Here is a 24,644-nt window from a genome sequence, read left to right as displayed (position 1 = left end):
CCCAGATTGGGGGTATGCCGCCCTAATCCGTAGTGGCAACCGAATTGGCGGTTCAGGCGGCCGCTGGTGTCGGGTTCGGGTTGCGGTGCAGACCGGCCGCCGAGCCCCTCGCCTTCAGGCTCATCACGAACGCCAGCACCTTGGCCACCGCGCCGAAGAACTCCGCCGGGATCTCCATGCCGACCTCGACGCTCTTCTCCAGCGCCCGGGCCAGCGCCACGTCCTGGACCATCGGTATCCGGTTCTCGCTGGCCAGCTCGCGGATCTTCTGGGCGATGGCGCCCTGCCCCTTGGCGATCACCCGCGGCGCGCCCTTCTCCGCGTCGTAACGCAGGGCGACGGCGACGTGGGTCGGGTTGACCAGCACCACGTCGGCGGTCGGTACGTCGGCCATCTGGCGGTTGCGGGCCATGGCCATCTGCCTGGCCCGGATCTGCCCCTTGACGTGCGGGTCGCCCTCGGTGTTCTTGTGCTCCTGCTTGACCTCCTCCTTGCTCATCCGCAGCTGCTTGTTGGTACGCCGGCGGACCACGAAGTAGTCGGCCGCGGCCATCACGATGCCGGCGACGGCCGCGGCCCGGATCAGCGACAGCACGGCGTCGTTGATCACGCCGAGCAGCGAGCCGATCTGCAGCCGTCCCGCGGTCATCAGCACCGGCACGATGTCCTTCATCGTCATGTACAGGACGGCGGCCAGCACGGCGGTCTTGACCAGCGCCTTGGTGCCCTCCCAGAGAGCCTGCGGCCCGAACATCCGCTTGATGCCGGGAAACGGGTTCAGCCGGCTGAACTTCGGGATGAACAGCTTGGTGGCGACCCGGATGCCGCCCTGTGCGGCGGCCGCGGCGATGCCGACCGCCATCATCGTGAGCGCGAGAGGCAGCACCGCCCAGCCGGCGCTCATCAGGCCGTCCTTGAGGATGCCGAGCGCGATCTGCGGGTCCGGGTCGGCGATGACGTCCGGCACCTTGGCCATCAGCTCGCGGGAGTGGTCCATCGCCGAACCCAGGGTGCGCGGCAGCATGATGCTGGCCGCCAGCATGCCGACCCAGGCGCCGATGTCCTGGCTGCGCCCGATCTGGCCTTCCTTGCGGGCCTTCTTCAGCTTCTGCGGTGTCGGCTGTTCGGTCTTCTCACCGGCCACGGATCACCCCCCGCTCAGCTTGACGACCGCGACGACCGCCTGGTCGACCAGCTCGTCGAGGGCGCGGGGCAGGATCGCGATCGCCGTGCCGGACAGGGTCAGGGTCAGCAGGATCTTCGCCGGGAAGCCGAGCTGGAACGCGTTGAGCGCGGGCGCCACCCGGTTCAGCAGGCCGAACGCGACATCGGTGAGGAACAGGACGGCGATCAGCGGGCCGGCGATCTGCAGCGCGGCCAGGAACATCTCGCCGATGCCCTGGGTGAGCACCTTGCCGAAGGTCTCGAGGGAGAACGTCGCGTCCAGCGGCAGCGTCTCGTACGAGTGCAGGAACCCGCGCAGGATCATCTGGTGGCCGTCGCTGGCGAAGAGCAGGGTCACCGCGAGCAGGTTGTAGAAGCGGCCGAAGATCGAGCTCTGGTTCTGCGACATCGGGTCGTAGGCGGAGGCCAGGGAGAAGCCGCCGAAGAGGTCGAGCAGGTCGCCGGCCGCCTGAATGGCGGCGAAGTACAGGTAGGTGATGAAGCCGAGCGCCGCGCCGACGAAGACCTGCAGCGCCGCGCTCCCGATGATCGCCGAGGTCTCCAGCGACGGCGTGCTGGCGGTCAGGTAGGGCGCCATCGGCAGCGCCAGCCCGATCGAGAGCAGGACCTTGACCTGCGGCGGGATGAGCCGGGAGTTGAACGGCGGGCAGAGCATCAGCCATGCGCCGCAGCGAGTGGCGCCGAGCATGACCGCCAGGACCTCCGAGATTGGGATGTCCCAATTCACCCGGGCCTCATTCGTACGACCCCACCAGCGCCGTGATGATCAGCCCCCAGCCGTTGACGAGTACGAAGAGCAGGAGCTTGAACGGCAGCGCGACTGTTACCGGCGGTAACATCATCATGCCGAGTGACATCAGCGACGCGGAGACGACCATGTCGATGATGAGGAACGGGATGAAGATGACGAAGCCGATGATGAAGGCCGCGCGCAGCTCGGACAGGACGAACGCGGGGATCAGGGTGGTCGTCGGCACGTCGTCGGGGTTGGCCGGCTTCTCCTCGCCGGACACCTTGATCAGCAGCGCGAGCTCCTCGGGGCGGGTGCTCTTGAACATGAACTCGCGCAGCGGCACCATGCCGTCCTCGAACGCCTGCGACTGGGTCTTGGTGCCGTCCAGGTAGGGCTGCAGGCCCTCCTCGTTCATCTGGGTGAGCGTCGGGGTCATGATGAACAGGCTGATGAAGAGCGCCAAACCGGCCAGCACCTGGTTCGGCGGCATGCTCATCAGGCCCATCGCGTTGCGGGTGATGCCGAGAACCATGAAGATCTTGGTGAAGCACGTGCAGAGCAGCAGCACCGCGGGCGCCACCGAGAGCACGGTCAGGCCCAGCACGATCACCAGCGCGGTGGACGGCTTGCTGCCGTCGGGGTTCGTGCCGTCGATGTTGACGCTGATACTGCCGCCGGTGGGTGACACGGTCGGCGCGACCGGCGCGGTCGGCCCCGGCGCCCTCGGCAGCTCGTACCGCACGGCGACCTGCGCCGGTTGCGGCATCGGCATCGGCTGCGGCGCGGCCTGCGCCGCCGCGGCCGGCACCAGCGCGGCCGCCGCGAAGAGCAGGATCAGCAGGGTACGCCGCAACATGTCAGCGCCTCGTCGTCCGGTCTCGCAGGAAGTCAAGCGTCGAGCTCCAGGTCCGCGGCGACAGGACCGACCCGTCGAGCTTGCCGCCGGGTTCGGGCAGCACCGGCAGCACCTCGTGTTTCTGCCGCTCCGGCTGCGGCTCGGCGCCGAACGCGTCCAGGTCGGTCTCGCCCAGCAGGCTCACCTGGTTGTCGGTGACGCCGAGGATCAGCGCGCGGTCCGCCACCTGGACGACCGCGACGGAGGAGCTGCGGGTCAGATGCTGCCGGTTGAGCACCGACAGGCTGCCCGACCCGCGCCGCCGCATGCCTCCACGTCCCACGACCTTGGCCAGCGCCCACAGCAGGCCGAAGACGACCAGCAGCGAGAAGCCGATCCGCAGGACGAGCTCGAACAAGGCCTACTCCCGTTCGCTGCCGGGAGAGACGATCTCGGTGATCCGGATGCCGAAGTTCTCGTCGATGACGACGACCTCGCCGCGGGCGATCAGGCGGCCGTTGACCAGCAGGTCCGCCGGGCTGCCGGCGGCCCGGTCCAGCTCGACGATGGCGCCCGGAATGAGGGAGAGCAGTTCCCGCACGCTCATCCGGGTCCGGCCCAGCTCGGCGGAGACCTCCATCTCGACGTCGTGCAGCATGTCCAGGCCGCGGATGGTCACGGCCGCGCCTTCGCGCCGGCCGGCTCCGCCCGGCGCCGCGTCGGCCGGCCACGGCGCGAGCGCCATCGCGAGCACCGCGCGGATCTCGCCGCCGTCGAGCAGGGGTACGGCGATCGCGCCGTCCTTCGCCGCGATCGCGCTCAACGCGACCACCGGCTCCATGAGCTGTCCCGGGTCGAGGACCACCGGGCCGAACGCGCGGGCCGCGGCCTCCAGCGCCGGGCGTACGGCCGCGGTCAGGTCGAGCTCGCCGAGCGGGCTCTCCTTGAGCGCGTCCGCCAGGTCCTGCCCGACCACGACGACTGCCTCGCCGGTGGCCGCGCCGCTGAACTTCGCGGTGACGGCCTGCCCGGTGGCCAGCATGTCGGCGGTCGCCGTCACGGGCTCGCCGACCAGGAGCTCCCGGCTCGTCGGCAGGACTGCCAGGGCCGCCGTCGCGGCGGTCCGGACCAGCGCCAGCTGCGGCGCAGTGATCGTGGGCGCGGTCATCGGCGCTCTTCCTCCTTGGGCGACGGCACGACGAGGCAGGCGAGCCGGGCACCCTGGTTACCGGGAACTGCGTGTGCAAAAACGGTCTCGTTGACTGTCACCTCGAGCGGCACGCTGATCGGGTGCCCCAGGGGCAGCACGTCGCCGGGCCGTAGATCCACGATGTCATCGGTGCGCATGTGAATGGGCTGGAATCGGACTGCTACGTCAATCGGCGCGGCGGAAAGTCCGGCCGTGAGGTTGCGGAACGAGGTTTCGCGTACCATCCGCTCGGCCGCCGTCAGCTCGACGGTGTCCTGCTGCTCGAGCACCGGAAGGATCGTGCTGAACGGCAGGCAGATGCTCGCCACGCACTCCTCGGTGCCGATCTTCACCTCGAGCGAGGCGATCACGACCGCGTCGCCGGGCTGGTGGGTGCGCAGGAACTGGGCGTTGTACTCGATCTCCCTGAGCTTCGGGGAGATGTCGACCAGCGTCTCGAAGCCGTACCGCAGCTCGCCGAGCATCCGCTCCACCAGGCCGCGCAGCAGCGGCATCTCGACGTCGGTGAGCGGCCGCTCCGGCTGTGGGCCGCCGGGGCCGCCGAGCATATGGTCGATCGCGGTCATGACCGCCGGGGAGGAGATCTCCATCAGCACGGTGCCGGGCAGCGGCTCGATGGAGACCACGGCGATGACCGTCGGGTTCGCGAGCGTGGCGACGTACTCGTCGTAGTTGAGCTGCTCGATCGAGACCAGGGAGACGCTGCTGACCACCCGCAGTCGGGTGGTGAACAGGGTGCCGCAGCTGCGGGCGTACGTCTCGAAGGCGATCTGCAGCGTGCGGATGTGCTCGCGGGACAGTTTGATCGGCCGGCGGAAGTCGTACGAGGTGGGGCCGGTGTTGCCGCGCCGGGACATCTTCCCGGGGGAACGGGTCGGAGACGTGGTCACGTCGTCCTCATCGGCTCGGTTGCACGACCGCTGAGCCGGAGAGCGTGCTTTCTCCCGTTCTACGAGAAATAGGCAGATCCGTGCCGGACGGATCTGCCTATCCCCGTGGTCACTGGGTGACGAAGGTGGTGAAGTAGATGCCCATCACCAGCTGCTTGTCTTCCACCGTGTAGGCCTTCTCGATCTTCGCGAGCAGCTCTTCCTTGGCCGCCGTGCGGCCCTTCTCGGTCTCCAGCTCGGCGATCTTCATGCCGGTGTACTGGTCGATGGCCAGGTCGAGCGCCTCGGCGGTGTCGATCTCCTCCTCGCCGGCCTCCTTGGTCATCTGCAGCGCGAAGGCGAGCTTGAGGTAGTGCGCGTCGGCCAGGTTGATGGTCATCTGGTTCTCGATGGCCACCACCACGCCCCGCTCCGGCTTCGGCTCCTCGGCCGCGGCGTTGGCGCGGCTCTGCAGGAAGAAGAACCCGCCCGCGCCGGCGCCCAAGCCGAGCAGCACGACGGCGAGCACAACGATCATCAGCTTCTTCTTGGACTTCGGCGCATCCGCCGCAGTGTCCTTGTCGTCCTTGCTCATCGGAACTCCTCCTGTCGTGGTCAGTTGTGCGTGGTGCCGGGCTTGCCGGTTGAATCGGCGCGAGTGGCCGCCGCCTTAGCCGCCGCGGCCTTGGCGGCCGCCGCCTGCGCGGTGGTCACCCCGGTGTGCAGCTTGGCGTCCGGGCCCGCGGCGGCCGGCAGCAGCGCGGCCTCCTCGGGTTTGAGCATGGTCAGTACGACCACGTCCACCCGGCGGTTCATGGTCACCGCACGCGGGTCCTTCGGGTCGATCAGCGGCTTGGTGTCCGAGAACGCGGCCGCGCTCATCCGGCTCTTCGCCAGGCCGTGCCCGATCAGGTGCCGGACCGTCGTGGACGCCCGGGCCGCGGAGAGCTCCCAGCCGCTCGGGTAGAACGTGGTCGCCGCCTTGAGCTGGTTGGTGTGGCCGTCGACCTCGATGTTGTTCGGCAGCTTGGCGAGCGACGGCGCGATGGCGTCGAGGATCCGCTCGCCGCCGGGCTGCAGGTCGGCGCGGTTGCCCGCGAAGACCACCTCGTTGGTGACGACCGTGACCACCAGGCCGCGCTGGTCGATGGTGAACTTGACCTGGTTGAGCAGCTTGGCCCGGTCGAGCGCGTCGGCGATCTTGTGCTCGATCGCCTTCATGTCCTCCGCCTCCTTGGTGGCCGCCCGGGCCCGCTCAGAGGCCTTCTTGCGGTCGACCGCCCGCAGCGCACGGTCGACGGCCGAGCGCTGCTCCTTGGTCATGCCGGCCGTGCCGCTCTCGCCGTTGCCCGGATTGGTGCTGCCCGGGTCGATGGGCACGATGTCGGTGGTCTGGCTGGCGCCGTCGAGGTTCGAGACGTTGCCGGTGATCGCCACGTTCTGCGAGCCGAAGCCCTGCGAGAGGCTGGTGGCCAGCTCGGAGAACTTCTTCTGGTCGACGCTGCTCATCGAGTACAGCACCACGAACAGGACGAACAGCAGCGTGAGCATGTCGGCGTACGACACGAGCCAGCGCTCGTGATTGACGTGCTCCTCGTGCTCCTCGTGCCGGACCTTCTTCCGGCGTGCTCCGCCTCCCGAACTCACGACTACGCGGCCTTCTTGTTCGAGGCGGCGGCCTCGGCGGCCCGGGCGGCGTCCGGCGGCAGCAGGCTACGAAGCTTCTGCGCGACCAGGCGCGGGTTCGAGCCGGCCTGAATGGCGAGCACACCGTCGATGACCAGCTCCATCTCCTCGGCCTCGAGGCCGGAGAGGCGGTCCAGGCGAGCCGCCAGGGGCAGCCAGATCAGGTTGGCGGAGAGCACGCCCCAGAGCGTCGCGACGAACGCCGCGGCGATGGAGTGGCCGAGCGTCTCCGGCTTGTTGAGGTTCTCGAGCACGTGCACCAGGCCCATGACCGTGCCGATGATGCCGATGGTCGGCGCGTAGCCGCCCATGTTCTCGAAGAGCTTCTTGCCGGCCTTGTCGGCCTTCTTCTTGGCGGCGACCTCCGCGTGGAGGATGTCGTGCAGCTCCTCCGGGTCGGTGCCGTCGATGGCCAGCTGGAGGCCGCGCTTCAGGAACGGGTGCTCGACGGTCTTGACCGCGTCCTCGAGGGCCAGCAGGCCCTCGCGGCGGGCCCGCTCGGCGAGCTTGACGACGTCCTCGACCAGCTTGTTCGGCGGCGTCACCTTGGCCAGGAACGCCTTCTGTAGCAGCTTGCCGATGCCCAGCGCGTCCTTGAGTACCCCGCCGGCCATGCCGGCGGCGAACGCGCCACCGAAGACCAGCAGCATCGACGGGATCAGGATGATGGAGGCCGGGCTGCCACCCTCCAGGATCTGGACGGTGAAGACGATTACCAGTGCGACGACTACACCAATGATGCTTGCGAGGTCCATCAGCGGTCCTTCCGGTGCAGCTGCAGCACGTTCGCAGCGGCCTGGTCGTCGTTGTCGGTACCGTCGTCGTCGGCGGTACCGTTGCCGGCCAGCAGAGCGGGCTCGGACTCGATGCGGCTCGCCTGTGCGATCAGCGAGGCGCGGTAGTGGCGCACCGAGTCGATGAACTCGGGCACGGACTCGGCGATGACGTACTTGGTGCCGTCCACCAGCGTGATGACCGTGTCGGGCGTGCAGTCCGCTCGCTCGACCAGGTCCGGGTTGAGCGCGAACACGGCGCCGTTGAGGCGGGTTACGAGGATCAAGACGTCCGTCCTTGGGGCATCAACTGGCTGGTGTAGCCGTCCGTGGCCTGTCCTATTTCATTTCGGTCCTGTGCCGGTTGCCGATGAGCGCACCTCGGTCGCAATACGGGTGCGACAGGGCCCGGGCATAGCGAAGCCGGGGCGGGCGGTCAGGCCCGTCCCGGCTTCACACCGGCGTTCTCGCCTACTAGCGCTTGAGGTTGACGAGTTCCTGCAGGATCTCGTCAGAGGTGGTGATGATCCGGCTGTTGGCCTGGAAGCCACGCTGGGCGATGACCAGGTTGGTGAACTCCTGGGCGAGGTCGACGTTCGACATCTCCAGCGCGCCGTTGGTGATCAGGCCGAGACCCGCCGTGCCGGCCGCGCCGACCTGGGCCAGGCCCGAGTTCACGGTGCTGCGGAACATCGAGTCACCGATCTTCTCGAGACCGTTGACGTTGTTGAAGTTCGCCAGGGCCAGCTGGCCGAGGGTCTGCTTGAGACCGTTGGAGAAGATACCGACGATCTGCCCGGTGTTCGACACCGTGTACGAGCTCAGGATGCCGGCCGCGGAGCCGTCCGACGCGCTCACCCGGGCCTCGGTGCCACCGCTGTAGCAGGTGAGGTCGTGCACGTCGACGGTGTAGCCGCCCAAGGTGACCGTGGTGGCCGGGACGCCCGGGTTGGCCGTGTCCTGAGGCTTGCCGCCGGGGAAGACGAACGTCACGGTGTTACCGAGCTCGTCGGTCATCGTCCACTCGGGGTCGGTCGGCACGGAGGGGTCACCCTTGACGCTCATCTGAATGGTGACGTTCACGGTCTTGGAGGCACCGCTCGCGTCGATCACCGGAATCGGGATGACCTTGGCAGAGGTAGCGTCGGCCGCGGCCTCGTAGGAGAGGTTGCCGGTCAGCGTGAAGTTCTTGGTCTCGGTGGGTGCGAGGCTGATGCCGATCGGCAGCTTGATGTCGCCGGGCGCGCCGGCGGTGTTGACCATGCCGTTGGTGTCGGCGGACCAGCCCTGGACGATCTGGCCGTTCGGGGTGGTCAACGAGCCGTTGGCGTCGAAGGTGAACGATCCGGCGCGGGTGTACACGGACTCGTTGCCGCTCTTCACCACGAAGAAGCCGTCACCCTGGATCATCATGTCGCCGGCCTTGCCGGTGGTCTGCGCGGCGCCCTGGCTGAAGTTCGCGTTGACGCTCGCCATCCGCACACCCAGGCCGATCTGGGCGGGGTTCGTGCCGCCGGAGCCGTTCTGGGGAGCGCCGGCAGCGTTGAGCATCTGCGAGAGCGTGTCCTGGAACACCGTCTGGCTCGACTTGTAACCGGTGGTGTTCACGTTCGAGATGTTGTTGCCGGTGACGTCCATCATCTGCTGGTGAGCCCGCAGGCCGCTGATGCCGGAGAAAAGTGAACGCAGCATAGAGTCAGGTGTCCTTCGTGGTTAGCGGGATCATCGGATGTGGTGAGGCGGGTCGGTTCAGGTGGTCTTGCCGTTCGGCGTCGCCGTTGTCTGCTGAACTTCCGTGACCCTGGACAGCTGCACATCCATGTTCCCGACCACGAGGATCGGTTCGCTGTCTCCGTTGAGCTTCGTCTTGGTGACGACGCCCGTCTGTGTCATGCCGTACTCGTCCTGGTAGGTGACCGTGGAACCGACCAGCGAACTCGCGCCGATCAGCTGCTGCGCCTGCAGCATGTCCGCGATCTGCCCGAGCTTCTCGACCTGGGTGAACTGCGCGGTCTGCGCGAGGAACTGCGTCGAGTCGGCCGGGTTGCTGGGGTCCTGGTACTTGAGCTGAGCCACCAGCAACTTCAGGAACGTGTCCTGGTCGGCGACCGACTTGCTACCGGAGTCCGTGGTGGTCTTGTTCGTGTACAGCGACGTCGGGGTCTTACCCGCGACGTCGTAGTCCCGGCTGACGTATCCGCCGATGGGTGACGTCATCTGACAAGCCCTCCTGGGTTCGGTCGGTGCCCTACGCACTCAGGTTCGGCCGCTGCGCCCCTTCACTTAGTTGCCGTTCGGGTGCTATGCGTGAATGTCGAGGCGGCCGTTCTCGGCGGTCACCGGGTGGCTCGGCGCCGCGGGAACGGGCGGCTCGGACCCGCTGCCCGGCGCCCGGTTTCCGGCGTTGGCCCCGCCCCGCTCGCCCATGAAGGCGAACTGCTGGCGCGCCTGGTCCTGCTGAGCGCCCTGACGCAGGTCGAGCGAGGTGTTGGAGAAGCCCGCCTGCTGGAGCTCGCGCCGGAGATCGTCCATCGCGTTGCGCAGCGAGTCGTGGCCGGCGTCGGTCGAGCTGGAGAGCTGCATGCTGATCTCGCCGTTGCGGATCTCGGCGATGACCTGCACCGGTCCGAGGTCCGCCGGGTGCAGGTTGACGGTGAGCCGGTGCACGCCGTCGGCGTCCAGCCGCAGCGGCGTGATCCGCGCGGCGAGCTGGGTGGCGAGCGGTCCGGGCGTCGGCGGCGCGGGCCTCGGGGCGTCCGCGACGGGGGCGGCCGGGGCGGTCGGAGCGGTCGCGGCGACACCGCCGGCGGCCGGCACGCCGATCGGCGCCTCGGTGCCGGGAGCCGCAGGTGCGGTGAACGGTGTGAACGCGCCGGACCCCTGCCCGCCGGAGTTCTGCCCGGTCGGTTGCCCGTCGCCGCCCGTGCCCCCACCGGTGGTCGCGGCCTGGTTGTCGGCGGCCGCGGCGGTGGCCGGCCGGTCGCCGGTGGGCTGAGCGCCCTCGGCCCGGGTGGCCGCCGGTGCGTCGGCATCCGCGGTCGCGGCGCTGGTCGCGGCGTCCGTCGGGGTGGCCGTGGCCGTCGTCGGCTTGGCGGCGGGGTCGACGGATGCGGCAACCGGGGCGGGAGCGGCCGGGTCGGTCCCGGCCCCGTCGGCACCGGGGCCGGTGACGTCGGCCTGCGCCGGCGCGGCCGGGCTCTGCACCGTCGGCACGGTCGCGGCCTGCGGGGCTGCGACCTGAGTGGGCGTGTTCTGCCCGGTGTCGGCCGGTGTGGGTGCGCCCGCCGGGCCGGTCTGGGCCGAGGCGAGGGTTGCTGTGGTGGCCTGCGCCGGTGTGTTCGGTCCCGCGGGGGCCGGTGCGGGTGGGGTCGCCTCGCCGGTCACGGCGGCCGCCCGCGGGTCCGGCCCGGCCGGCGCGGTGCCGTCGGTGGGCGTGACGGGTGCGGTTGCCGTCGCGGATGTGGCCGGTGATGCGGCGGCCGCGCCGGTGGTCGCCGTGGTGATCGCCGTGTCCGCCTGGGCCGCGGCGGTCGGCGTGGCAGGCGTGGTGGGCGTGGCAGGTGCGGCCGTCGTCACCGGCGTCGCGGGTGCGGTCGTCGTCACGGGGGTGGCGGGTGCGGTCGTCGTCACCGGCGTGGCAGGTGCGGTTGCCGGAACGGATGTGGCCGATGTGGTCGGTGTGATCGCCGTCGTCGGGATCTCGCCGGCCGGCGAGGTCTCCCCGCCCTGCGCGATCACGGCGGTCGCGGCGAGGACGGCCTGGAACGCCAGCCCGGCGATCGGCGCGTTCGCGGCGGCGACGGTCTCCTCCGTGGCCGGCACCGTCGTGGCGTCGTCGGCTACGGGGTGGGCGTCCTTCGCCGGGCCCGTCTCCTCGGACACACCGGTTGTCGGTCGTCCGTCGTCGCTCGGCCGGCTGTCCGCGCGCGGCGCGTCGGCGGGCTGGTCCGCGGTGCGTACCTGCGCCGATCGGTCCTGCGCGGCCTCGTCGCGGGCCGCCCGGTTCTCGGCGGTGCGCCGCAGCCGGGCGTCGGTGGCACGGTCCTCGGCCTGGCTCCGGTCGAGGCGACCCTGCGCGGCCCGGTTTGCGGCGGCCCGCTCGGCGACCGAACGGTCGAGCGCCGCCCGGTCCTGCCCGGCCCGGTCCTCCGTCCTGCGGTCCTGCGCGGCACGGTCCCTGGCCTGCTCGGCCGGGCGGTCCAGCTCGGCGGAGAGTACCGAGCCGAAGGCGTCCCCGCTGTCGGTCGCCCGGGCTTGCTGGCAGCGCCCGGCGTCGGTGGTCGGCCTGCTGGGCCCGGTCACGGAGCTCGTCATACGATGGTTCCCCTCGTGTTTGGTGCTCAGCCGAGCGCGGCCAGGGCCTTCTGGACCTTGGGCACGTATGCCTGTGTCTCGGAGAACGGCGGGATGCCGCCGTACTTGTGCACGCTGCCGCCGCCCGCGTTGTACGCCGCCAGCGCCAGCGGGAGCGACTTGAACTCCTTGAGGTGGCTGGAGAGCAGCTTCGCCGCGCCGTTGATGGCCTGCCGCGGATCGAACGAGTTGTCGACGCCGAGACCCCGGGCGGTGCCCGGCATCAGCTGCATCAGCCCCTGCGCGCCGGCCGGGCTCACGGCCTTCGGGTTGTAGCCCGATTCGACCTTCGCGACGGCGGCCAGCAGCTTCGGCGACACGTTGTACTTCGCGCCGGCCGCGAGGAACATGTCCGCGTACGGGACGCCGGCCAGCGAGGCGGAGTTCTGCAGGCTGGCGGGGCGCACGGCCCCGGCGGCGTCGACGCCGGCCGCGGCCTCGGTGCCGACGACGCGGCGGATGTGCGTCGGCGTCTCGTAGACAGACTGGATCTTGACGTGGTCGCCGGGCTTCGGCGCCGCGATCATCTTGTTGTCGCCCAGGTAGATGGCGACGTGGTCGACCGGCGAGTCGAAGGCGAGGATGTCGCCGGGCCGGGCGTTCTTCAGGCCGTCGACCTTGGTGCCGGCCTTCGCCTGCTCCGCGGCGGTCCGCGGCAGGTCGATGCCCAGGTCCTTGTACGCCCGCTGCACCAGCGCCGAGCAGTCGAGCCCCTTGGCCGGATCGGTGCCGCCGAAGACGTACGGGGTGCCGAGGTACTTCTTGGCGGCGTCGACCACCGCCTGACCCGTCACCCCGGCCTTGTCGGTGTTGCCGATCTTGCCGCCGGCCTCCTTGAGCGCGCCGGCGAACGCGGTGCCGTCGGAGGCGGGCACGATCCCGAGCTGGGTCCTGAGTTCGGTGATGCGGGCCATGACGCCCTGAACACCCATCATGCGCGGTCCTCGGGGGCCTCGGCGGCCTCGTCGGCCCGCTTGGTGGCGAGCGCGAGCGTGGACCGGGAGGCGTCGATCGACTCCCGCGCGTCGCCCAGGTTGACGACAGCGCGCTGCGCCGCGACGGCGCCGGCGGCCCGGCGGGCGGCGTCCTCGCGGTCCGAGGCGGTGCCGTAGCCGTGCCGGAACGCGTTGGCGCGCTGCTCGCTGGAACCGTCGATGCCGCGGGCGGCGTTGCGGGCCTTCGCCGTCACCGCCATCTCGTCGAGGGTGTTCTGCTCGGTGCGCAGGTCGTGCGCGCGGACCGCCGCGGCGTGCCGCTCGGCCATCGACTCCACCGCCCGGCGCCGCTTCGCCGCGTCGGCGAGCTCGATCTGCCGCTCCAGCGCCACCTCCTCGGCCTCGGCCACCATCCGGTGCGCGCCGGAGAGGGTCGCCGCCATCGACTGCCGGGCGACCAGGGAGGCGACCATGGCCCGCGCGGTGCCCTCGTTGGGCGCGTCCGCGCCGGCCAGGTCCAGCTGGCGGCGCTTGACCAGCGCCTGCGCGTGGAGGATCTCCTGGCGGGACTGGAGGACCGCGCCGCGTGCGGCGTCCTCCTGAGCCTTACGGGCGCGCAGCACTGGCCCGAGCCGGAACAGGCGATTCACAGGACCTCCCGAGGACGTAGACATGGCTTCCTCACCAGGTCCGGTCGGCCCGGGCCGGGAACGGCTTAGCGCCTGCACCCGACCTGCACCCGTACGCTTCGTCAGGTCGCGGCGGCGACGAGGTGCCGCAGGTCCTGCCAGGCGTCGGCGGCGCTGACCTTCTCGTCCAGGCCCTGGCGCAGGAACGCGGTGATCTGCGGCCAGAGCGCGGTGGCGCGGTCGGCGTCCGGGTTGGTGCCGGACACGTACGCGCCGATCTCGACCAGCTCGCGCACGTCGCGGTGCGCGGCCATCATCCGGCGCAGCTCGGTGGCGTCGTTGCGCTGCTCGGGGGTGGTGATCCTGTTGGCGACCCGGGAGATCGAGTCGAGGGCCTGGATGCTGGGGAAGTGGCCGGCGGTGGCCAGCTTGCGGTCGAGCACGATGTGGCCGTCGAGGATCGAGCGGGCCGCGTCGGCGATCGGCTCGTTGTGGTCGTCGCCCTCGACCAGCACGGTGTAGAGGCCGGTGATGCTGCCCCGCGCGCCGGGGCCGGCCCGCTCGAGCAGCGACGCGAGCATCGCGAAGACCGACGGGGGATAGCCGCGGGTGGCCGGCGGCTCGCCGACCGAGAGGCCGACCTCGCGCTGCGCCATCGCCGCGCGGGTGACGCTGTCCATCATCATCAGCACGTCGGCGCCCTGGTCGCGGTAGTACTCCGCGATCCGGGTGGCGACCGAGCCGGCTCGGAGGCGGACCAGCGGCGGGGTGTCCGAGGTCGCGATGACCACCACCGAACGGGCCAGGCCCTCGGGGCCGAGGTCGTGCTCGATGAACTCGCGCACCTCGCGGCCGCGCTCGCCGACCAGCGCGACGACGTTCAGCTCCGCGGTGGTGCCCCTGGTGATCATCGACATCAGGGTCGACTTGCCGACGCCGGAGCCGGCGAAGATGCCGATGCGCTGCCCGCGCCCGCACGGCACGAGCGTGTCCAGCACCCGTACGCCCAGCGGCATCGGCGCGTCGACCAGCTGGCGCTCCATCGCCGAGGGCGGGGCGGCGTCGATGCCGACCAGCTCGCCCTTCAGCGGCGGGCCGCCGTCCATCGGGCGGCCCAGCCCGTCCAGGATGCGGCCGCGCAGGTCCGGGCCGACCGCGACGCGCAGCGGCCCGCCGGTCGAGACGACGGGGCTGCCGGTGCTCATGCCCGCGATGGGGCCGAGCGGCAGGCAGGACAGGCGCTCGCCGTCGATCGCGGCGACCTCCGCGAGCACGGCGTCGTCGCCCTCGCCGATCTGCAACAGCTCTCCGACCCGCGCGTCCAGGCCGCTGATGGTGACCCGGAGGCCGACCGCGCCGGTGACCTTGCCCCGGCTGAGCGGCCGCGCCGCGCTCACGGCGGCGTCGATGCGGTTTCGGAAGACGTCGGTCACAGTCTCAATGCCTCCCGAGCGCGCTCGACGGCGGTGGCGATGGTGGCGTCGACGGTCGTGGTGCCGGTCTCGGCCACCGCGTCGCCGGGGCTCAGGGTCGGGTCGGGCCGCAGCCGTACCGGCCGACCCTCGTAGTTGTAGTCGGCGTCGGTTGCGGTGCCGGTCAGATTGGCAAAATCGTCCGGATGCAGGCTCACGACGATCCGGCCCTGCTGAGGCGCGGTGTTCATGACCCGGCGCAGCGCCGCGACGGCCCGCCCCTCCGGGTCGTCCATGGCGCGCCCGACGATCGCCTCCGCCAGCTCGAAGGCGTGCGCCAGCACGGCGTCCTCCAGGTCGTGCAGCGTCGGCTGCATCTGGTCCTCAAGGCCGGTGACGGCCCGGCCCAGGGCGTTGACGGCCTGGGCGAGGGCGGTCGCGCGGCGCTGGTCGTGCGCCTGTTCGCGGGCCTTGGCCCGCTCCGCGGTCGCCTCGGCCTCGACCGCGGCGGCCCGCTGGCCCCGCGCCCAGCCCTCGGCGTACCCGGTGGTGCGGGCCTCCTGCTTCGCCCGCTCGACCGGCGGGGTGTCGGGCGGCACGCCGCGCCGCAGGTCCACGGCGAACCGGGCGGCGAGAGCGGCCTCGGCGACGCTTCCACGCAGGATCGGTTCGTCAGGCGATAAGCTCATCGGCCTCGCCGCCGCGCTGGATCTCGATCTGGCCGGAGTCCTCGAGCTGGCGGATCACCGAGACGATCTTCTGCTGGGACTCCTCGACCATCTTGACCTTGACCGGGCCCATCAGGTCCATCTCCTCGAGCAGGTTCTCCCGGCCGCGCTCGGACAGGTTGCCGGTGACCTTGTCGCGGACCGCGTCGGCGACGCCCTTGAGCGCCGTGGCGAGGTCGGCCGGCTCGACCTGGCGCAGCACCAGCTGCACCGAGCGGTCGTCGAGGCTGACGATGTCCTCGAACATGAACATCCGCCGGCGGATCTCCTCGGCGATCTCCGGGTTGCGGGCCTCGAGGGCCTCCAGAATGAGCCGCTCGGTGGTGCGGTCGGCCCGGTTGATGATGTCGACCAGGGGGTCGAGGCCGCCGACCGTGGAGAGCTCGTCGGGCTGGAGCACCGTGGAGAGCTTGCGCTGCAGGGCCGTCTCGACCTGGCGGATCACGTCCGGCGAGGTGCGGTCCATGACGGCGATGCGGTGCGCGACGTCCGACTGCACCTCGGGCGCGAGCCCGGACAGGATCGAGCTGGCCAGCGCCGACGGGATGTGCGCGAGCACCAGCGCGATCGTCTGCGGGTGCTCGTGCTGCACGTAGGAGAGCAGCTGGCGCGGGTCGGCGTGGCTGAGGAAGTTGAACGGCATGTCCGTCATCGACGCCTGCAGCCGGTCCAGGATCAGCTGGGCCCGTTCGGGGCCCAGAGACGCCTCGAGCAGCTCGCGGGCGTACGCCATGCCGCCCGAGCCCGCGTGCTTGGTCGTGGCCATCGCGTAGAACTCGTCGATGACGTCGACGACCACGTCGGATTCGAGCTTGCCGAGCCGGGCGATCTCCGCGGAGAGCTCCTCGACCTCGTTCTCGTTCATCGCACCGAGCACCCGGCTGGAGTGCTCCTTGCCCATCCGTACCAGCAGGATGGCGGCTTTGCGCAGGCCGGTCATCGACGTCGTGGTCAGCGCCGGTGTGGTCAACGCGTGTCCTCCTTGAACCAGGGGTGGTGAACCGGATCAGCGGGCGCTGAGCCAGCCACGTAGCAGGGCGGCCATCTCCTCGGGCTGTTCCTGAACCATCTTCTCGATCTCGCGCTGCCGCTCCTCGATGGCCTCGAAGTCGGCGTTGGCGGCCTCGATCGCCGGCGACGGGATCGCCGCGTTCAGCTCGGCCAGGCGCTGCTGCTCGAGCGCGGCCTGCATGTCCTCGAGGTGCTGGAGCTCGGCCGGGGACAGCGCCTTGCGCTTCTTGGCGCGCCGGCTGGCCCGCCAGGCCAGGAAGATCAGGAACAGCACCACCAGCGCCATCGCGGCGGTCTTGATCAGCGAGGTCTGCTTCGCCGACTTCTCGGCGGCCGCGGACTGCGCCAGTGCGTCCTGCGCTGCGGTTGCGGCGCTGGTGTCGAACGGCATCGCGCTGATCGCGACGGTGTCGCCGCGGGTCGCGTCGATGCCGGCCGCGGCGCTGACCAGCGCCTGCACGTCGGCCTGGTTCACGTTGCCGGCGGTGGTGCTGTCCAGCAGCACGGCGACGTTCAGCCGCTCGATGCTGCCGGGCGCGCTCCGGCGGGCCTCGGTGGTCTTGTTGACCGCGTTGTTGCGGACGATGTCGCTCTGCTCGTACTGGCCGGTGCCGGAGGTGCTGGTGGTGCCGTTCGGCACCTGGATGTTGTCCGGGCCGAGCACGCCGCCGGTGCCGTTGCCGTTGCCGTTGTAGGCCTCGCGGCTGATGCTCTCGGAGAGCGCGGCGACGGACGGGTCCGAGGTGTACGACTCGGTGGTGGTCTCGGTCTGGTCGTAGTCCAGCTCGGCTGTGGTCGTCACCACGGCGTGGCCGGGTCCGACGACGCTGTCCAGCATGTGCTGCAACGAGGCGTTCATACGGTTCTGGAACGCAACGGTCTGCGACTCCGAGCCGCTCTCGGTGCCGGTGGCCACCGCGGCACCGCCGCCGGTCGACAGGATCTTGCCGTCGGCGCCGGCCACGGTGACCTGCTCGGGCTCGAGGCCCTCGACGCTCGACGCGACGAGGTGCACGATCGCCTGAACCTGCTGCGTGGTGAGCGGCTCGTTCGGGCTCGACTGCACCAGCACGGAGGCGGTGGTCTTCTTCTGGTCGTCGGAGAAGACGTCCTTCTGCGGCATCACCAGGTGCACGGTGGCCGCCTCGACGCCGTCGATCGACTTGATGGTGTTGGAGATCTCGCCTTCCAGCGCACGCTGGTAGTTCGCGTGCTGCATGAAGTCGCTCGTGGTGATGCCCTGCTCGTCCAGCAGTGCGTAGCCGGTGTCCGACTCGCCCGGCAGGCCCTCGCCGCTGAGCTGCAGGCGCAGGTCGTAGACCTGGTCCTGGGGCACCATGATGGTGCTGCCGCCGTTGGCCAGCTCGTAGGGCGTGCCGGTCTTCTGCAGCGACTCGACGATCGCGCTGGCGTCCTTGCTCGACAGGTTGCTGAACAGGGCCGAGTAGGAGGGCTTTGCCGCCCAGGTCGCGAAGAAGTAGCCGCCGATGAGTAGGGCGAGCACGGCGGCGATGGTGACCACCTTCTGCCCCGTGGTGAAGGACTTGAAGGTTTCGCCTACCTTGCGTACGGGCGCGGGAAGACGATCCGTCATATCAGGCCTGCATCCTCATGATCTCCTGGAAGGCTTCCACTGCTTTGTTGCGGATTGCCATGGTGAGCTGCAGCCCGAGCGCGGCCTCGGTGGAGGCCATCGTGTACTGCGCGGGGTCCTGCAGCGTGCCGTTGGCGACCTGTACCGCCAGGTCCGCGGCGTTGTTCTGCGAGGCCTGAACGCTCTCGAGACCCTTGGAGAGCATGCCGGCGAAGTCGGTGTTCGGTCCCGTGACGGCGCTGGTGGCGCCCGCGCCGGGCAGGCCGTCGATGCCGGAGACACCGGAGACACCGCCGACGCCGCCGACGCCGGAAAGACCGCTTAGCGCGCTGATCGCGCTGATCGGAGAAGTCATTATCAGGCCCTCCCGAGCTGGATCGCTGCGCTGTATGACTCACGGGCACGGTCGACGACGGAGAGATTCGCCTGGTAGGCGCGCTGCGCCATCATGAGCTGGGCCATCTGGCTGCCGAGGTCGATGTCCGGCCGGCGGACGTAGCCCTCGGTGTCGGCCAGCGGGTTGTCCGGGTCGTAGGAGAGGATTCCCTCCGCGCTGCCGAGGGCGATGCCGCCCACCTGCGCGCCGTTGCCGTCCTGCGCCTCCTGGGCGATGACGTATCGCGCCTGGAACGCGTTCTCGGACGTCTTGCTGACGTTGTCCATGTTGGCGATGTTGTCGGAGACCGCGTCGAGCCACTTGCGGTAGACGGTCACGCCGGTGGCGGCGGTGCCGATCGCGTTGAAGGTGCTCATCTACCTCACGCCCCCTTGATCGCGTCGCGGATCAGGCTGTACTTGCCGTCGAGGGCGCGGATGGCCAGCTGGTAGCGCATGGTCGTGTCGATGTGCGACAGCGTCTCCTCGTCGAGGTTGACGTTGCTGCCGTTCAGGCGGGTCGGTTCAAGCGAGTTCTGCACGCTCGGCGTGACGGTCGAGGGCGACCGGCCGGCAGCGACGGCGCCGCTCAGTGCCTCTTCGAACTTGACCTTACGAGCCTGATAGCCCGGGGTCTCGATATTGGCGATGTTGTTGGCGATGGCGTTCTGCCGAGCGGACAGGCCGGCAACCGCGACGCGTAGCGAGGACGATGCGACATCGTCGAACACGGCAGTATTCCTTCCAGGGGTAGAAAGCGCGCCGGTCCGTGGCAGTTGTCAAAGAGCAGTCCTTTGCTCGTACATATCGGTTCGGCCCGCCCGCCGATCCGCTTAGGCCCAAACGGTTGCCTGTCGGTTGCACACGGAAAAGCCCGGGACCTTGTGGGTCCCGGGCTTCTCGTGTCGCTGACACTGGTGGGTCAGGCGTTGCAGTCGACGTATGCCGGTATTGCCTTGCCGGCGGTGCCGACCTCGATCTTGGCCGCGTAGGCCGTCTGCCGCCGATTTCCGATGATCGCGGTGCTGACCGCGCGGGCCGCGGCGATCTGCCGGGCCAGGATCCGGTCCGCGCGCGGCTTGAGATCAAGCGGCAGCTTGCCCAGTTCGGTCGGCGGAGACCAGGGCTTCGCGGCGGGCAGCGCCTGTACGCGGTGCTCGTCCTCGATCAGTCGCTCGATCGTCACGACATCGGCCTCCAGCGCGTCGAGCGCTGCGACCCATTCCTCACGCCAGGCGGCCATCGTGATCAGCCCGCCGCGCTGTTGGCCAGTGCCGCCTCACGCCAGGTGTCGCGCAGCGGCTCCATCAGGTCGCGGCACTGGCGCACCTTGACCGCGTCACCCTGCACGTTGGCGTTGATCAGCTCGGTGGTCACGAAGGCGTACAGCCGGGCCAGGTCGGCCGCGCCGTCCCAGACGTTGACGTCCAGCGTCGTGTGCAGCTCCATCACGATGTCCTGCGCGTGCAGCAGGTTTTCCCGGGCCTGCGGCCGGTCGCCCGCGAGCAGGGCCTGCTCGCCGCGGGTCAGGTCCAGCACGAGGCGGTCGAGGAGCATCGTCAGCAGCTTCGCCGGTGACGCCGTGGCGATGGAGTCGGCGAGGTAGCGCTCGCGCATGGCAGGTGTTGGAGAGGTCATCGACGGCTCATTTCATCAACCGAGGCTGGCCAGCTGACCGGCGAGCCAGCTGGACTGTTGCTTCATCTTGCTGAGAGCGGTCTCGAGGCTGGCGAACTGGCGCTCGAGGCCGGTCCGGCGCAGTGCCAGCCGGTCGTCCCAGTTGCTGACCTGATCGTTGAGGTCGCGGATGTTGTCGTTCCTGCGCTGGATCAGCGCCTGCAGCGTGCCCTGCTTTGCCCTGTCCGCCGGGTCACCGGGGCGGATGACACCCTCGGTGGCCAGCAGCGAAACCGTCTCCAGCTTGCGGCCGAGTCCCCGGGCGACGTCGAAGTCGGGCTGGAACTTGCCCTCCGTGCCGAGGCCGGTCGGGTTGTTGACGGCATCCTTGGAGTCGGTCTCGCTGTAGGAGTCGAAGTACCGCTGCGTCTTCTCGGGGTCCGCCGCCAACTTGGCGAGGAACGTCTCCTTGTTGAACGAGATCACGCCGTCCCGGCTCAGCGAGACGCCGATGTCGGCGAAGCTGCTGGTGACGCCGGGGTTGAGCGGGTCCACGCCGGCCACGCCGCGGGAGACGCTGCTCAGCAGGTCCTGCCGGAGCGTGCGCATGGTGGAGTCGCCCGCCAGCGCGCCGGCCGCCGTGGTGCCGGTTTTGATCTTGGTTTGCATGTTGATCTCGGTCAGCGCGGCGTTCAGGCTCTCGACCAGCGACTGCACCTTGGCCGCGACGGCGTCCGCGTCGGCGGCGGTGGTGACGGTGACCGGCGGGTCGGTGGCCGCCTGCTTCCGGGTGGCCGTGATGGTCAGGCCGGGCAGCACGTCGGCGAAGGTGTTGGTCGCCGAGCTGATCGTGTACGACTGCGAGACCGGGTCGCCGTTGCCGTCCAGGAGCGGGTCACCGTTGGCGTCGACCGCGTCCTCGCCGATCCGGAGCCGGGCGTCGGCGCCCTGCACGGTGGTCGTCGCGGCGCCCAGGTTCAGGCCGGTGGGCAGCTTGGTGGCGTCGAACGCGGCGGCGGTGCCACTCGTCTTGGCGGTCAGCTGCAGGGTGTACTGGCCCGCGCCGATCTGCACGGCGGACGCCTTGTACATCGAGTCGGCCACGCCGTTGATGGCGGCGACCACCGCCTGCAGCGACTGGTCCGCCGGGGTGAGGGTCTTGGTGCTGCCGTCCTTGAGCGTGATGTCGAACGTGCTGCCGGTCGCCACCGGCGATCCGGTGGCGTCGGTGGGGGAGGCGACCGTCTGACCGGTGAAGGTCATGGTGTGTGTCGTCGCGACGGACTCGACCCGGAAGCTGACCGACCCGGCGGACGCGCCGGCCCGCGCCGTGACGACGGCGGCATCGGAGCTGCTGGTCGCCTTCATCGCGCCCCAGGACGCCGGGTCGCCGAGCGCCTTCGCGGCGGCGGCCAGGGCGGCCATCTTGGTGTTCACGTACTGGTAGGCCGAGACCACCTTGTTCTGGGTGGTGACCTTGTTCTTGAGCGCGGTCTGCGGGAGCGCCTCGGCCTGCATCAGCTGATTGATGGTGTCCGTGGTGCTCATCCCGGAAACGAGACCGTCAACGGTCATGCCCATCGCAGCGTTCCCCCCTTCGCTGGGTTGCCCGTGGTGCGGGACAGGGACGGGCGGCCGGCGATTATGCCGACCGCCCGTCTCTTCGGTTGTCTATTCAGTTGACTGAGCTTTTCAGCTCGGCGAATTCACTATGCGGTTGTGATGAACGTCGATCAGCGGAGCAGGGAAAGCACGCCCTGCTGCGACTGGTTCGCCTGCGACAGCATGGCGGTGCCGGCCTGGGACAGGATCTGCGACCGGGTGAAGGACATCATCTCCTGCGCCATGTCGGTGTCACGGATCCGGCTCTCCGACGCGGACAGGTTCTCGACCGCGACGTTGACCGAGTTCACGGTGTGCTCGAACCGGTTCTGCAGCGCACCGAGCGAGGCCCGCTGGGTCGAGATCTTGGTGACCTCGGCCTGCACCGTGCTGCTGTCGGTGATGACGGCAGCGCTGGTGTCGAACTTCGCGAGCGAGGTCGCGTCGACCGTGATCGTGTCGGTGCTGTCGTAGCCGACCTGGAAGTCCAGGGCGGCGTCGTTGAACAGGGCGACACCGTTGAACTTGGTGTTGTCCCGGATACGGGTGACCTCGGACTGCAGGGCGGTGAACTCGCTCGACAGCGCGGCCTGCGAGTCGGTGCCCTGGACGCCGCTCTTGTACTGCACGGACAGGTCGTTCATGCGCTGCAGCATGCTGTGCACCTCGGTGAGCGCACCCTCAGCGGTCTGCACGACGCTGATGCCGTCCTGGGCGTTACGAGCGCCGACCTTGAGGCCGCCGATCTGGCTGCGCAGACCCTCGCTGATGGCGAGACCCGCGGCGTCGTCCGCCGCCCGGTTGATCCGGAAACCCGACGACAGCTTCTCCAGCGACTTGGACATCTGGTTGTCGGTGACAGACAGGTTCCGGTAGGCGTTCTGGGCGGCAATGTTCTGGTTGATGCGAAGACCCATTTGAATTTCCTCCTTGAGTGGGGCCCGATTCGACTCATCCGTGAGCCGGGGTGTTACGCCATGACTATTCGGCCGGGCGCCGCCGGTGATGAGGAGAGCGCCCCGGATTTCTTGAAGATTTTTTGAGGTCGCCGGCGGCTCGCGGGATGCCTTATATATGCAACCGGGCGCCGGCACCCGCCGAACTCCCCAATCGGCCGGAACCCCTCAGTTGCCCAGGGAACGTGCCGACCTGTCCGAGTGCAGGGGAACGGCCGGGTGAGGCCGATCCCGCCCGAGCCGATAGGGAGGAGCCGCGGGTGAGCCTGACCGACCTTTCCAGCGTGCTGTGGCGTTCGCGTGAACTGTTGGAACTGTTGCTGTTCAAGCTCGAGGAGGAGCAGCTCATCCTCGCCGCCGGCCGGAACCGCTGGTTGCCGCACGCCACCCGGGAGGTCGAGGTGGTGCTCGAGCAGATGCGCCAGACCGAGATCGCTCGCGCCGCCTACTCGCAGGACGCCGCGCTGGAGCTGGGTCTGTCGGCGGAAGCCTCGCTGGGCGAACTGGCCGACGCGGCGCCGGCACCCTGGTCGGAGCTGTTGCAGCAGCACCGCAAGGCGTTCCTGACGCTGACCTCCGAGATCAGCGGCATGGCGGGCGCCAACCGTGAGCTGCTCACCGCGGGCCAGCGGGCGACCCGCGACACGATGCTCGCCTTCGCGGGCAACGTCGAGACCTACGACCCCCAAGGCAAAACCGTCGTCGGCGGCGCACGCCGTCCGAGCCTGGTAGATGAGGCGATCTGATGTCGAGTTCCTTTGGTTCCCTGAACACCGCCCTGACCGGCCTTTACGCCAACCGGCGCGGACTGGACGTCTCGGGCCAGAACATCGCGAACGCCAATACACAGGGATACTCCCGGCAGCGCGTGAACATGCAGTCGGTGGTCGGCGGGAGCTCGGCCGCCATGTACGCCCGCTCCGACGGCCTCGGCGACGGCGTCGAGGTGACCGGCGTGCAGCGGATGCGCAACGAGTTCCTGGAGGAGCGGGGCCGCACCGAGCACGCCACCAGCTCGTACCTGACCAACCAGGCGGCGATCTACAACTCGATCGAGGACGTCTTCGGCGAGCCGAACGACACCGCGATGCAGGCGCAGTTCCACGACATGTGGGGCGGCTGGGCCGACGTCGCGAACGCGCCGAACGACCCGGCGGCCCGCTCCGCGCTGCTGCAGCAGAGCGCGACCGTGGTGGACGGCCTGCACAACGCGTACGGCTCGCTCGCCTCGCACTGGAAGGACCTGCGCGGCGAGGCCGTCGCCTTCTCCGCCGAGATCAACCAGACCGCGACGGCGATCGCCGACCTGAACAAGAGCATCGTGCTGGCCAAGGCGTCGGGCGCGACGGTCAACGAGCTGGAGGACCAGCGCGACCTGCACGTCATGCACCTGGCCGAGATGGTCGGCGCCACCGCCTCGAAGCGGCCCAACGGCTCGATTGACGTCTTCGTCGGCGGCACCAACCTGGTCAGCGAGTTCACCACGCGCACCGTCGAGGTGAAGGGTGCCGCGCGGCTCGAGGACCAGGCCGGCGACCCCGTGCGACTGACGTGGACGCAGGACGGCACGACGGCGAACGCGGGCGGGCGGATGGGCGCCATGATCGACGCCGTCAGCACCGTCATCCCGGACATGGCCGCGAAGCTCGACGACGTCGCCAAGAAGCTCGCCGACACGGTCAACGCGGTGCACACCGCGGCGTACGGCCTGGACGGGGTCAGCGGCCGGCCGTTCTTCTCCGGTGACAGCGCGAGCTCCATCGCCATCGCTCTCGACATGGACAAGCCGGAACAGGTCGGGGCGGCAGCGACCGCCGGCACCTTCGACGGGTCGGTCGCCGACCTGCTGTCGCGTACCGGTGAGCGCACCGACGGTCCGGACAAGGCCTACCAGAACATGATCGCCGATCTGGGCGTGGCCTCTCAGACATCCGGCCGCCGTGCCGATATTCAGAGCAACATCGCCCTGCAGATCGACTCGGCCCGTGAGGCGGAGGCAGGCGTCAACCTCGACGAGGAGATGACGAACCTGCTGACGTTCCAGCGTGGGTACGAGGCGGCCTCCCGGGTGCTGACCACGATCGACTCGATGCTCGACCAGCTGATCAATCGCACCGGCCTGGTCGGAAGGTAGGTAGGAC

Annotated in this window: 28 protein-coding genes; 2 read left to right on the top strand and 26 right to left on the bottom strand. The window is 69.7% G+C overall.

Annotation, left to right across the window (positions count from 1 at the left end; genetic code table 11):
• Nucleotides 1-52: 52 nt before the first annotated feature.
• From ACIBSW_RS05170 to ACIBSW_RS05045, 26 genes are all read right to left on the bottom strand, one after another.
• Complete coding sequence (locus ACIBSW_RS05170; RefSeq protein WP_354724165.1) at nt 53-1,144, bottom strand: EscU/YscU/HrcU family type III secretion system export apparatus switch protein; 1,092 nt, start codon at nt 1,142-1,144, stop codon at nt 53-55.
• 3 nt (nt 1,145-1,147) lie between these two features.
• Nucleotides 1,148-1,912 carry a flagellar biosynthetic protein FliR gene (gene fliR / locus ACIBSW_RS05165; RefSeq protein ID WP_354724167.1) on the bottom strand — a complete coding sequence of 255 codons (765 nt, stop codon included), beginning with the start codon at nt 1,910-1,912 and terminating at the stop codon, nt 1,148-1,150.
• A 7-nt stretch (nt 1,913-1,919) separates the two neighbouring features.
• Nucleotides 1,920-2,774, bottom strand: a complete 855-nt coding sequence (gene fliP / locus ACIBSW_RS05160) for a flagellar type III secretion system pore protein FliP (protein ID WP_354724169.1) — start codon at nt 2,772-2,774, stop codon at nt 1,920-1,922.
• A 1-nt stretch (nt 2,775) separates the two neighbouring features.
• A complete protein-coding gene (fliO, locus tag ACIBSW_RS05155) occupies nt 2,776-3,171 on the bottom strand; it encodes a flagellar biosynthetic protein FliO (protein ID WP_354724171.1) in 396 nt (131 codons plus the stop codon).
• A gap of 3 nt (nt 3,172-3,174) precedes the next feature.
• Nucleotides 3,175-3,921: a flagellar motor switch protein FliN gene (gene fliN, locus ACIBSW_RS05150; RefSeq protein ID WP_354724173.1), complete on the bottom strand. Its 747-nt coding sequence runs from the start codon at nt 3,919-3,921 to the stop codon at nt 3,175-3,177.
• A complete protein-coding gene (locus ACIBSW_RS05145) occupies nt 3,918-4,853 on the bottom strand; it encodes a flagellar motor switch protein FliM (protein ID WP_354724175.1) in 936 nt (311 codons plus the stop codon). The genes fliN and ACIBSW_RS05145 overlap by 4 nt, the downstream gene beginning before the upstream one ends.
• 109 nt (nt 4,854-4,962) lie before the next feature.
• Nucleotides 4,963-5,427: a flagellar basal body-associated FliL family protein gene (locus ACIBSW_RS05140; protein ID WP_354724177.1), complete on the bottom strand. Its 465-nt coding sequence runs from the start codon at nt 5,425-5,427 to the stop codon at nt 4,963-4,965.
• 20 nt (nt 5,428-5,447) lie between these two features.
• Complete coding sequence (locus ACIBSW_RS05135) at nt 5,448-6,479, bottom strand: flagellar motor protein MotB (protein ID WP_354724179.1); 1,032 nt, start codon at nt 6,477-6,479, stop codon at nt 5,448-5,450.
• Nucleotides 6,480-6,481: 2 nt separating this feature from the next.
• Entirely contained in the window at nt 6,482-7,273 is a 792-nt protein-coding gene (locus ACIBSW_RS05130; RefSeq protein WP_354724181.1) for a flagellar motor protein, read from the bottom strand.
• Nucleotides 7,273-7,578, bottom strand: coding sequence for a flagellar FlbD family protein (locus ACIBSW_RS05125; protein ID WP_354724183.1), 306 nt, complete (start codon nt 7,576-7,578; stop codon nt 7,273-7,275). The genes ACIBSW_RS05130 and ACIBSW_RS05125 overlap by 1 nt, the downstream gene beginning before the upstream one ends.
• 187 nt (nt 7,579-7,765) lie before the next feature.
• Nucleotides 7,766-8,983, bottom strand: coding sequence for a flagellar hook protein FlgE (locus ACIBSW_RS05120; protein WP_354724185.1), 1,218 nt, complete (start codon nt 8,981-8,983; stop codon nt 7,766-7,768).
• Nucleotides 8,984-9,040: 57 nt separating this feature from the next.
• Nucleotides 9,041-9,508 carry a flagellar hook capping FlgD N-terminal domain-containing protein gene (locus ACIBSW_RS05115; protein ID WP_354724187.1) on the bottom strand — a complete coding sequence of 156 codons (468 nt, stop codon included), beginning with the start codon at nt 9,506-9,508 and terminating at the stop codon, nt 9,041-9,043.
• Between the two features lie 84 nt (nt 9,509-9,592).
• Nucleotides 9,593-11,605, bottom strand: coding sequence for a flagellar hook-length control protein FliK (locus ACIBSW_RS05110; RefSeq protein ID WP_354724189.1), 2,013 nt, complete (start codon nt 11,603-11,605; stop codon nt 9,593-9,595).
• A gap of 26 nt (nt 11,606-11,631) precedes the next feature.
• Entirely contained in the window at nt 11,632-12,579 is a 948-nt protein-coding gene (locus tag ACIBSW_RS05105; RefSeq protein WP_404799222.1) for a transglycosylase SLT domain-containing protein, read from the bottom strand.
• A complete protein-coding gene (locus tag ACIBSW_RS05100; protein WP_354721559.1) occupies nt 12,576-13,229 on the bottom strand; it encodes a hypothetical protein in 654 nt (217 codons plus the stop codon). Before ACIBSW_RS05100 ends, ACIBSW_RS05105 begins: the two co-directional genes overlap by 4 nt.
• A gap of 101 nt (nt 13,230-13,330) precedes the next feature.
• Nucleotides 13,331-14,641: a FliI/YscN family ATPase gene (locus ACIBSW_RS05095; protein ID WP_354721560.1), complete on the bottom strand. Its 1,311-nt coding sequence runs from the start codon at nt 14,639-14,641 to the stop codon at nt 13,331-13,333.
• Nucleotides 14,638-15,309 carry a FliH/SctL family protein gene (locus ACIBSW_RS05090; RefSeq protein ID WP_354721561.1) on the bottom strand — a complete coding sequence of 224 codons (672 nt, stop codon included), beginning with the start codon at nt 15,307-15,309 and terminating at the stop codon, nt 14,638-14,640. Before ACIBSW_RS05090 ends, ACIBSW_RS05095 begins: the two co-directional genes overlap by 4 nt.
• Nucleotides 15,293-16,318 carry a flagellar motor switch protein FliG gene (fliG, locus tag ACIBSW_RS05085; RefSeq protein WP_354721562.1) on the bottom strand — a complete coding sequence of 342 codons (1,026 nt, stop codon included), beginning with the start codon at nt 16,316-16,318 and terminating at the stop codon, nt 15,293-15,295. The genes ACIBSW_RS05090 and fliG overlap by 17 nt, the downstream gene beginning before the upstream one ends.
• 36 nt (nt 16,319-16,354) lie before the next feature.
• On the bottom strand, nt 16,355-17,953 hold the full coding sequence (gene fliF, locus ACIBSW_RS05080) for a flagellar basal-body MS-ring/collar protein FliF (RefSeq protein ID WP_354721563.1): 1,599 nt from the start codon (nt 17,951-17,953) through the stop codon (nt 16,355-16,357).
• A gap of 1 nt (nt 17,954) precedes the next feature.
• A complete protein-coding gene (locus ACIBSW_RS05075) occupies nt 17,955-18,308 on the bottom strand; it encodes a flagellar hook-basal body complex protein FliE (RefSeq protein WP_354721564.1) in 354 nt (117 codons plus the stop codon).
• A gap of 2 nt (nt 18,309-18,310) precedes the next feature.
• Nucleotides 18,311-18,706 carry a flagellar basal body rod C-terminal domain-containing protein gene (locus tag ACIBSW_RS05070; protein WP_354721565.1) on the bottom strand — a complete coding sequence of 132 codons (396 nt, stop codon included), beginning with the start codon at nt 18,704-18,706 and terminating at the stop codon, nt 18,311-18,313.
• A 5-nt stretch (nt 18,707-18,711) separates the two neighbouring features.
• Entirely contained in the window at nt 18,712-19,059 is a 348-nt protein-coding gene (gene flgB, locus ACIBSW_RS05065; protein ID WP_354721566.1) for a flagellar basal body rod protein FlgB, read from the bottom strand.
• Nucleotides 19,060-19,250: 191 nt separating this feature from the next.
• Nucleotides 19,251-19,571, bottom strand: coding sequence for a hypothetical protein (locus ACIBSW_RS05060; RefSeq protein ID WP_354721567.1), 321 nt, complete (start codon nt 19,569-19,571; stop codon nt 19,251-19,253).
• Between the two features lie 5 nt (nt 19,572-19,576).
• On the bottom strand, nt 19,577-19,966 hold the full coding sequence (gene fliS, locus ACIBSW_RS05055; protein WP_354721568.1) for a flagellar export chaperone FliS: 390 nt from the start codon (nt 19,964-19,966) through the stop codon (nt 19,577-19,579).
• 15 nt (nt 19,967-19,981) lie between these two features.
• Nucleotides 19,982-21,493, bottom strand: a complete 1,512-nt coding sequence (fliD, locus tag ACIBSW_RS05050; RefSeq protein ID WP_354721569.1) for a flagellar filament capping protein FliD — start codon at nt 21,491-21,493, stop codon at nt 19,982-19,984.
• Nucleotides 21,494-21,678: 185 nt separating this feature from the next.
• The gene (locus ACIBSW_RS05045; RefSeq protein WP_354721570.1) at nt 21,679-22,464 is read right to left on the bottom strand and encodes a flagellin; all 786 of its coding nucleotides are present in this window, start codon (nt 22,462-22,464) and stop codon (nt 21,679-21,681) included.
• 299 nt (nt 22,465-22,763) lie between these two features.
• Here ACIBSW_RS05045 and flgN point away from each other — a divergent pair, with 299 nt between their 5' ends.
• Both flgN and flgK read left to right on the top strand, forming a co-directional pair.
• The gene (gene flgN / locus ACIBSW_RS05040; RefSeq protein WP_354721571.1) at nt 22,764-23,249 is read left to right on the top strand and encodes a flagellar export chaperone FlgN; all 486 of its coding nucleotides are present in this window, start codon (nt 22,764-22,766) and stop codon (nt 23,247-23,249) included.
• Nucleotides 23,249-24,637: a flagellar hook-associated protein FlgK gene (flgK, locus tag ACIBSW_RS05035; RefSeq protein WP_354721572.1), complete on the top strand. Its 1,389-nt coding sequence runs from the start codon at nt 23,249-23,251 to the stop codon at nt 24,635-24,637. Before flgN ends, flgK begins: the two co-directional genes overlap by 1 nt.
• The last annotated feature ends 7 nt before the right edge of the window (nt 24,638-24,644 follow it).

Origin of the sequence: Actinoplanes sp. NPDC049668, from assembly GCF_044465445.1 — a bacterium.
In the GTDB taxonomy this organism is placed as follows: domain Bacteria; phylum Actinomycetota; class Actinomycetes; order Mycobacteriales; family Micromonosporaceae; genus Actinoplanes.
The sequence above is the reverse complement of the archived record's forward strand: the minus strand, read 5'-3'. Positions and strand labels throughout refer to the sequence as shown.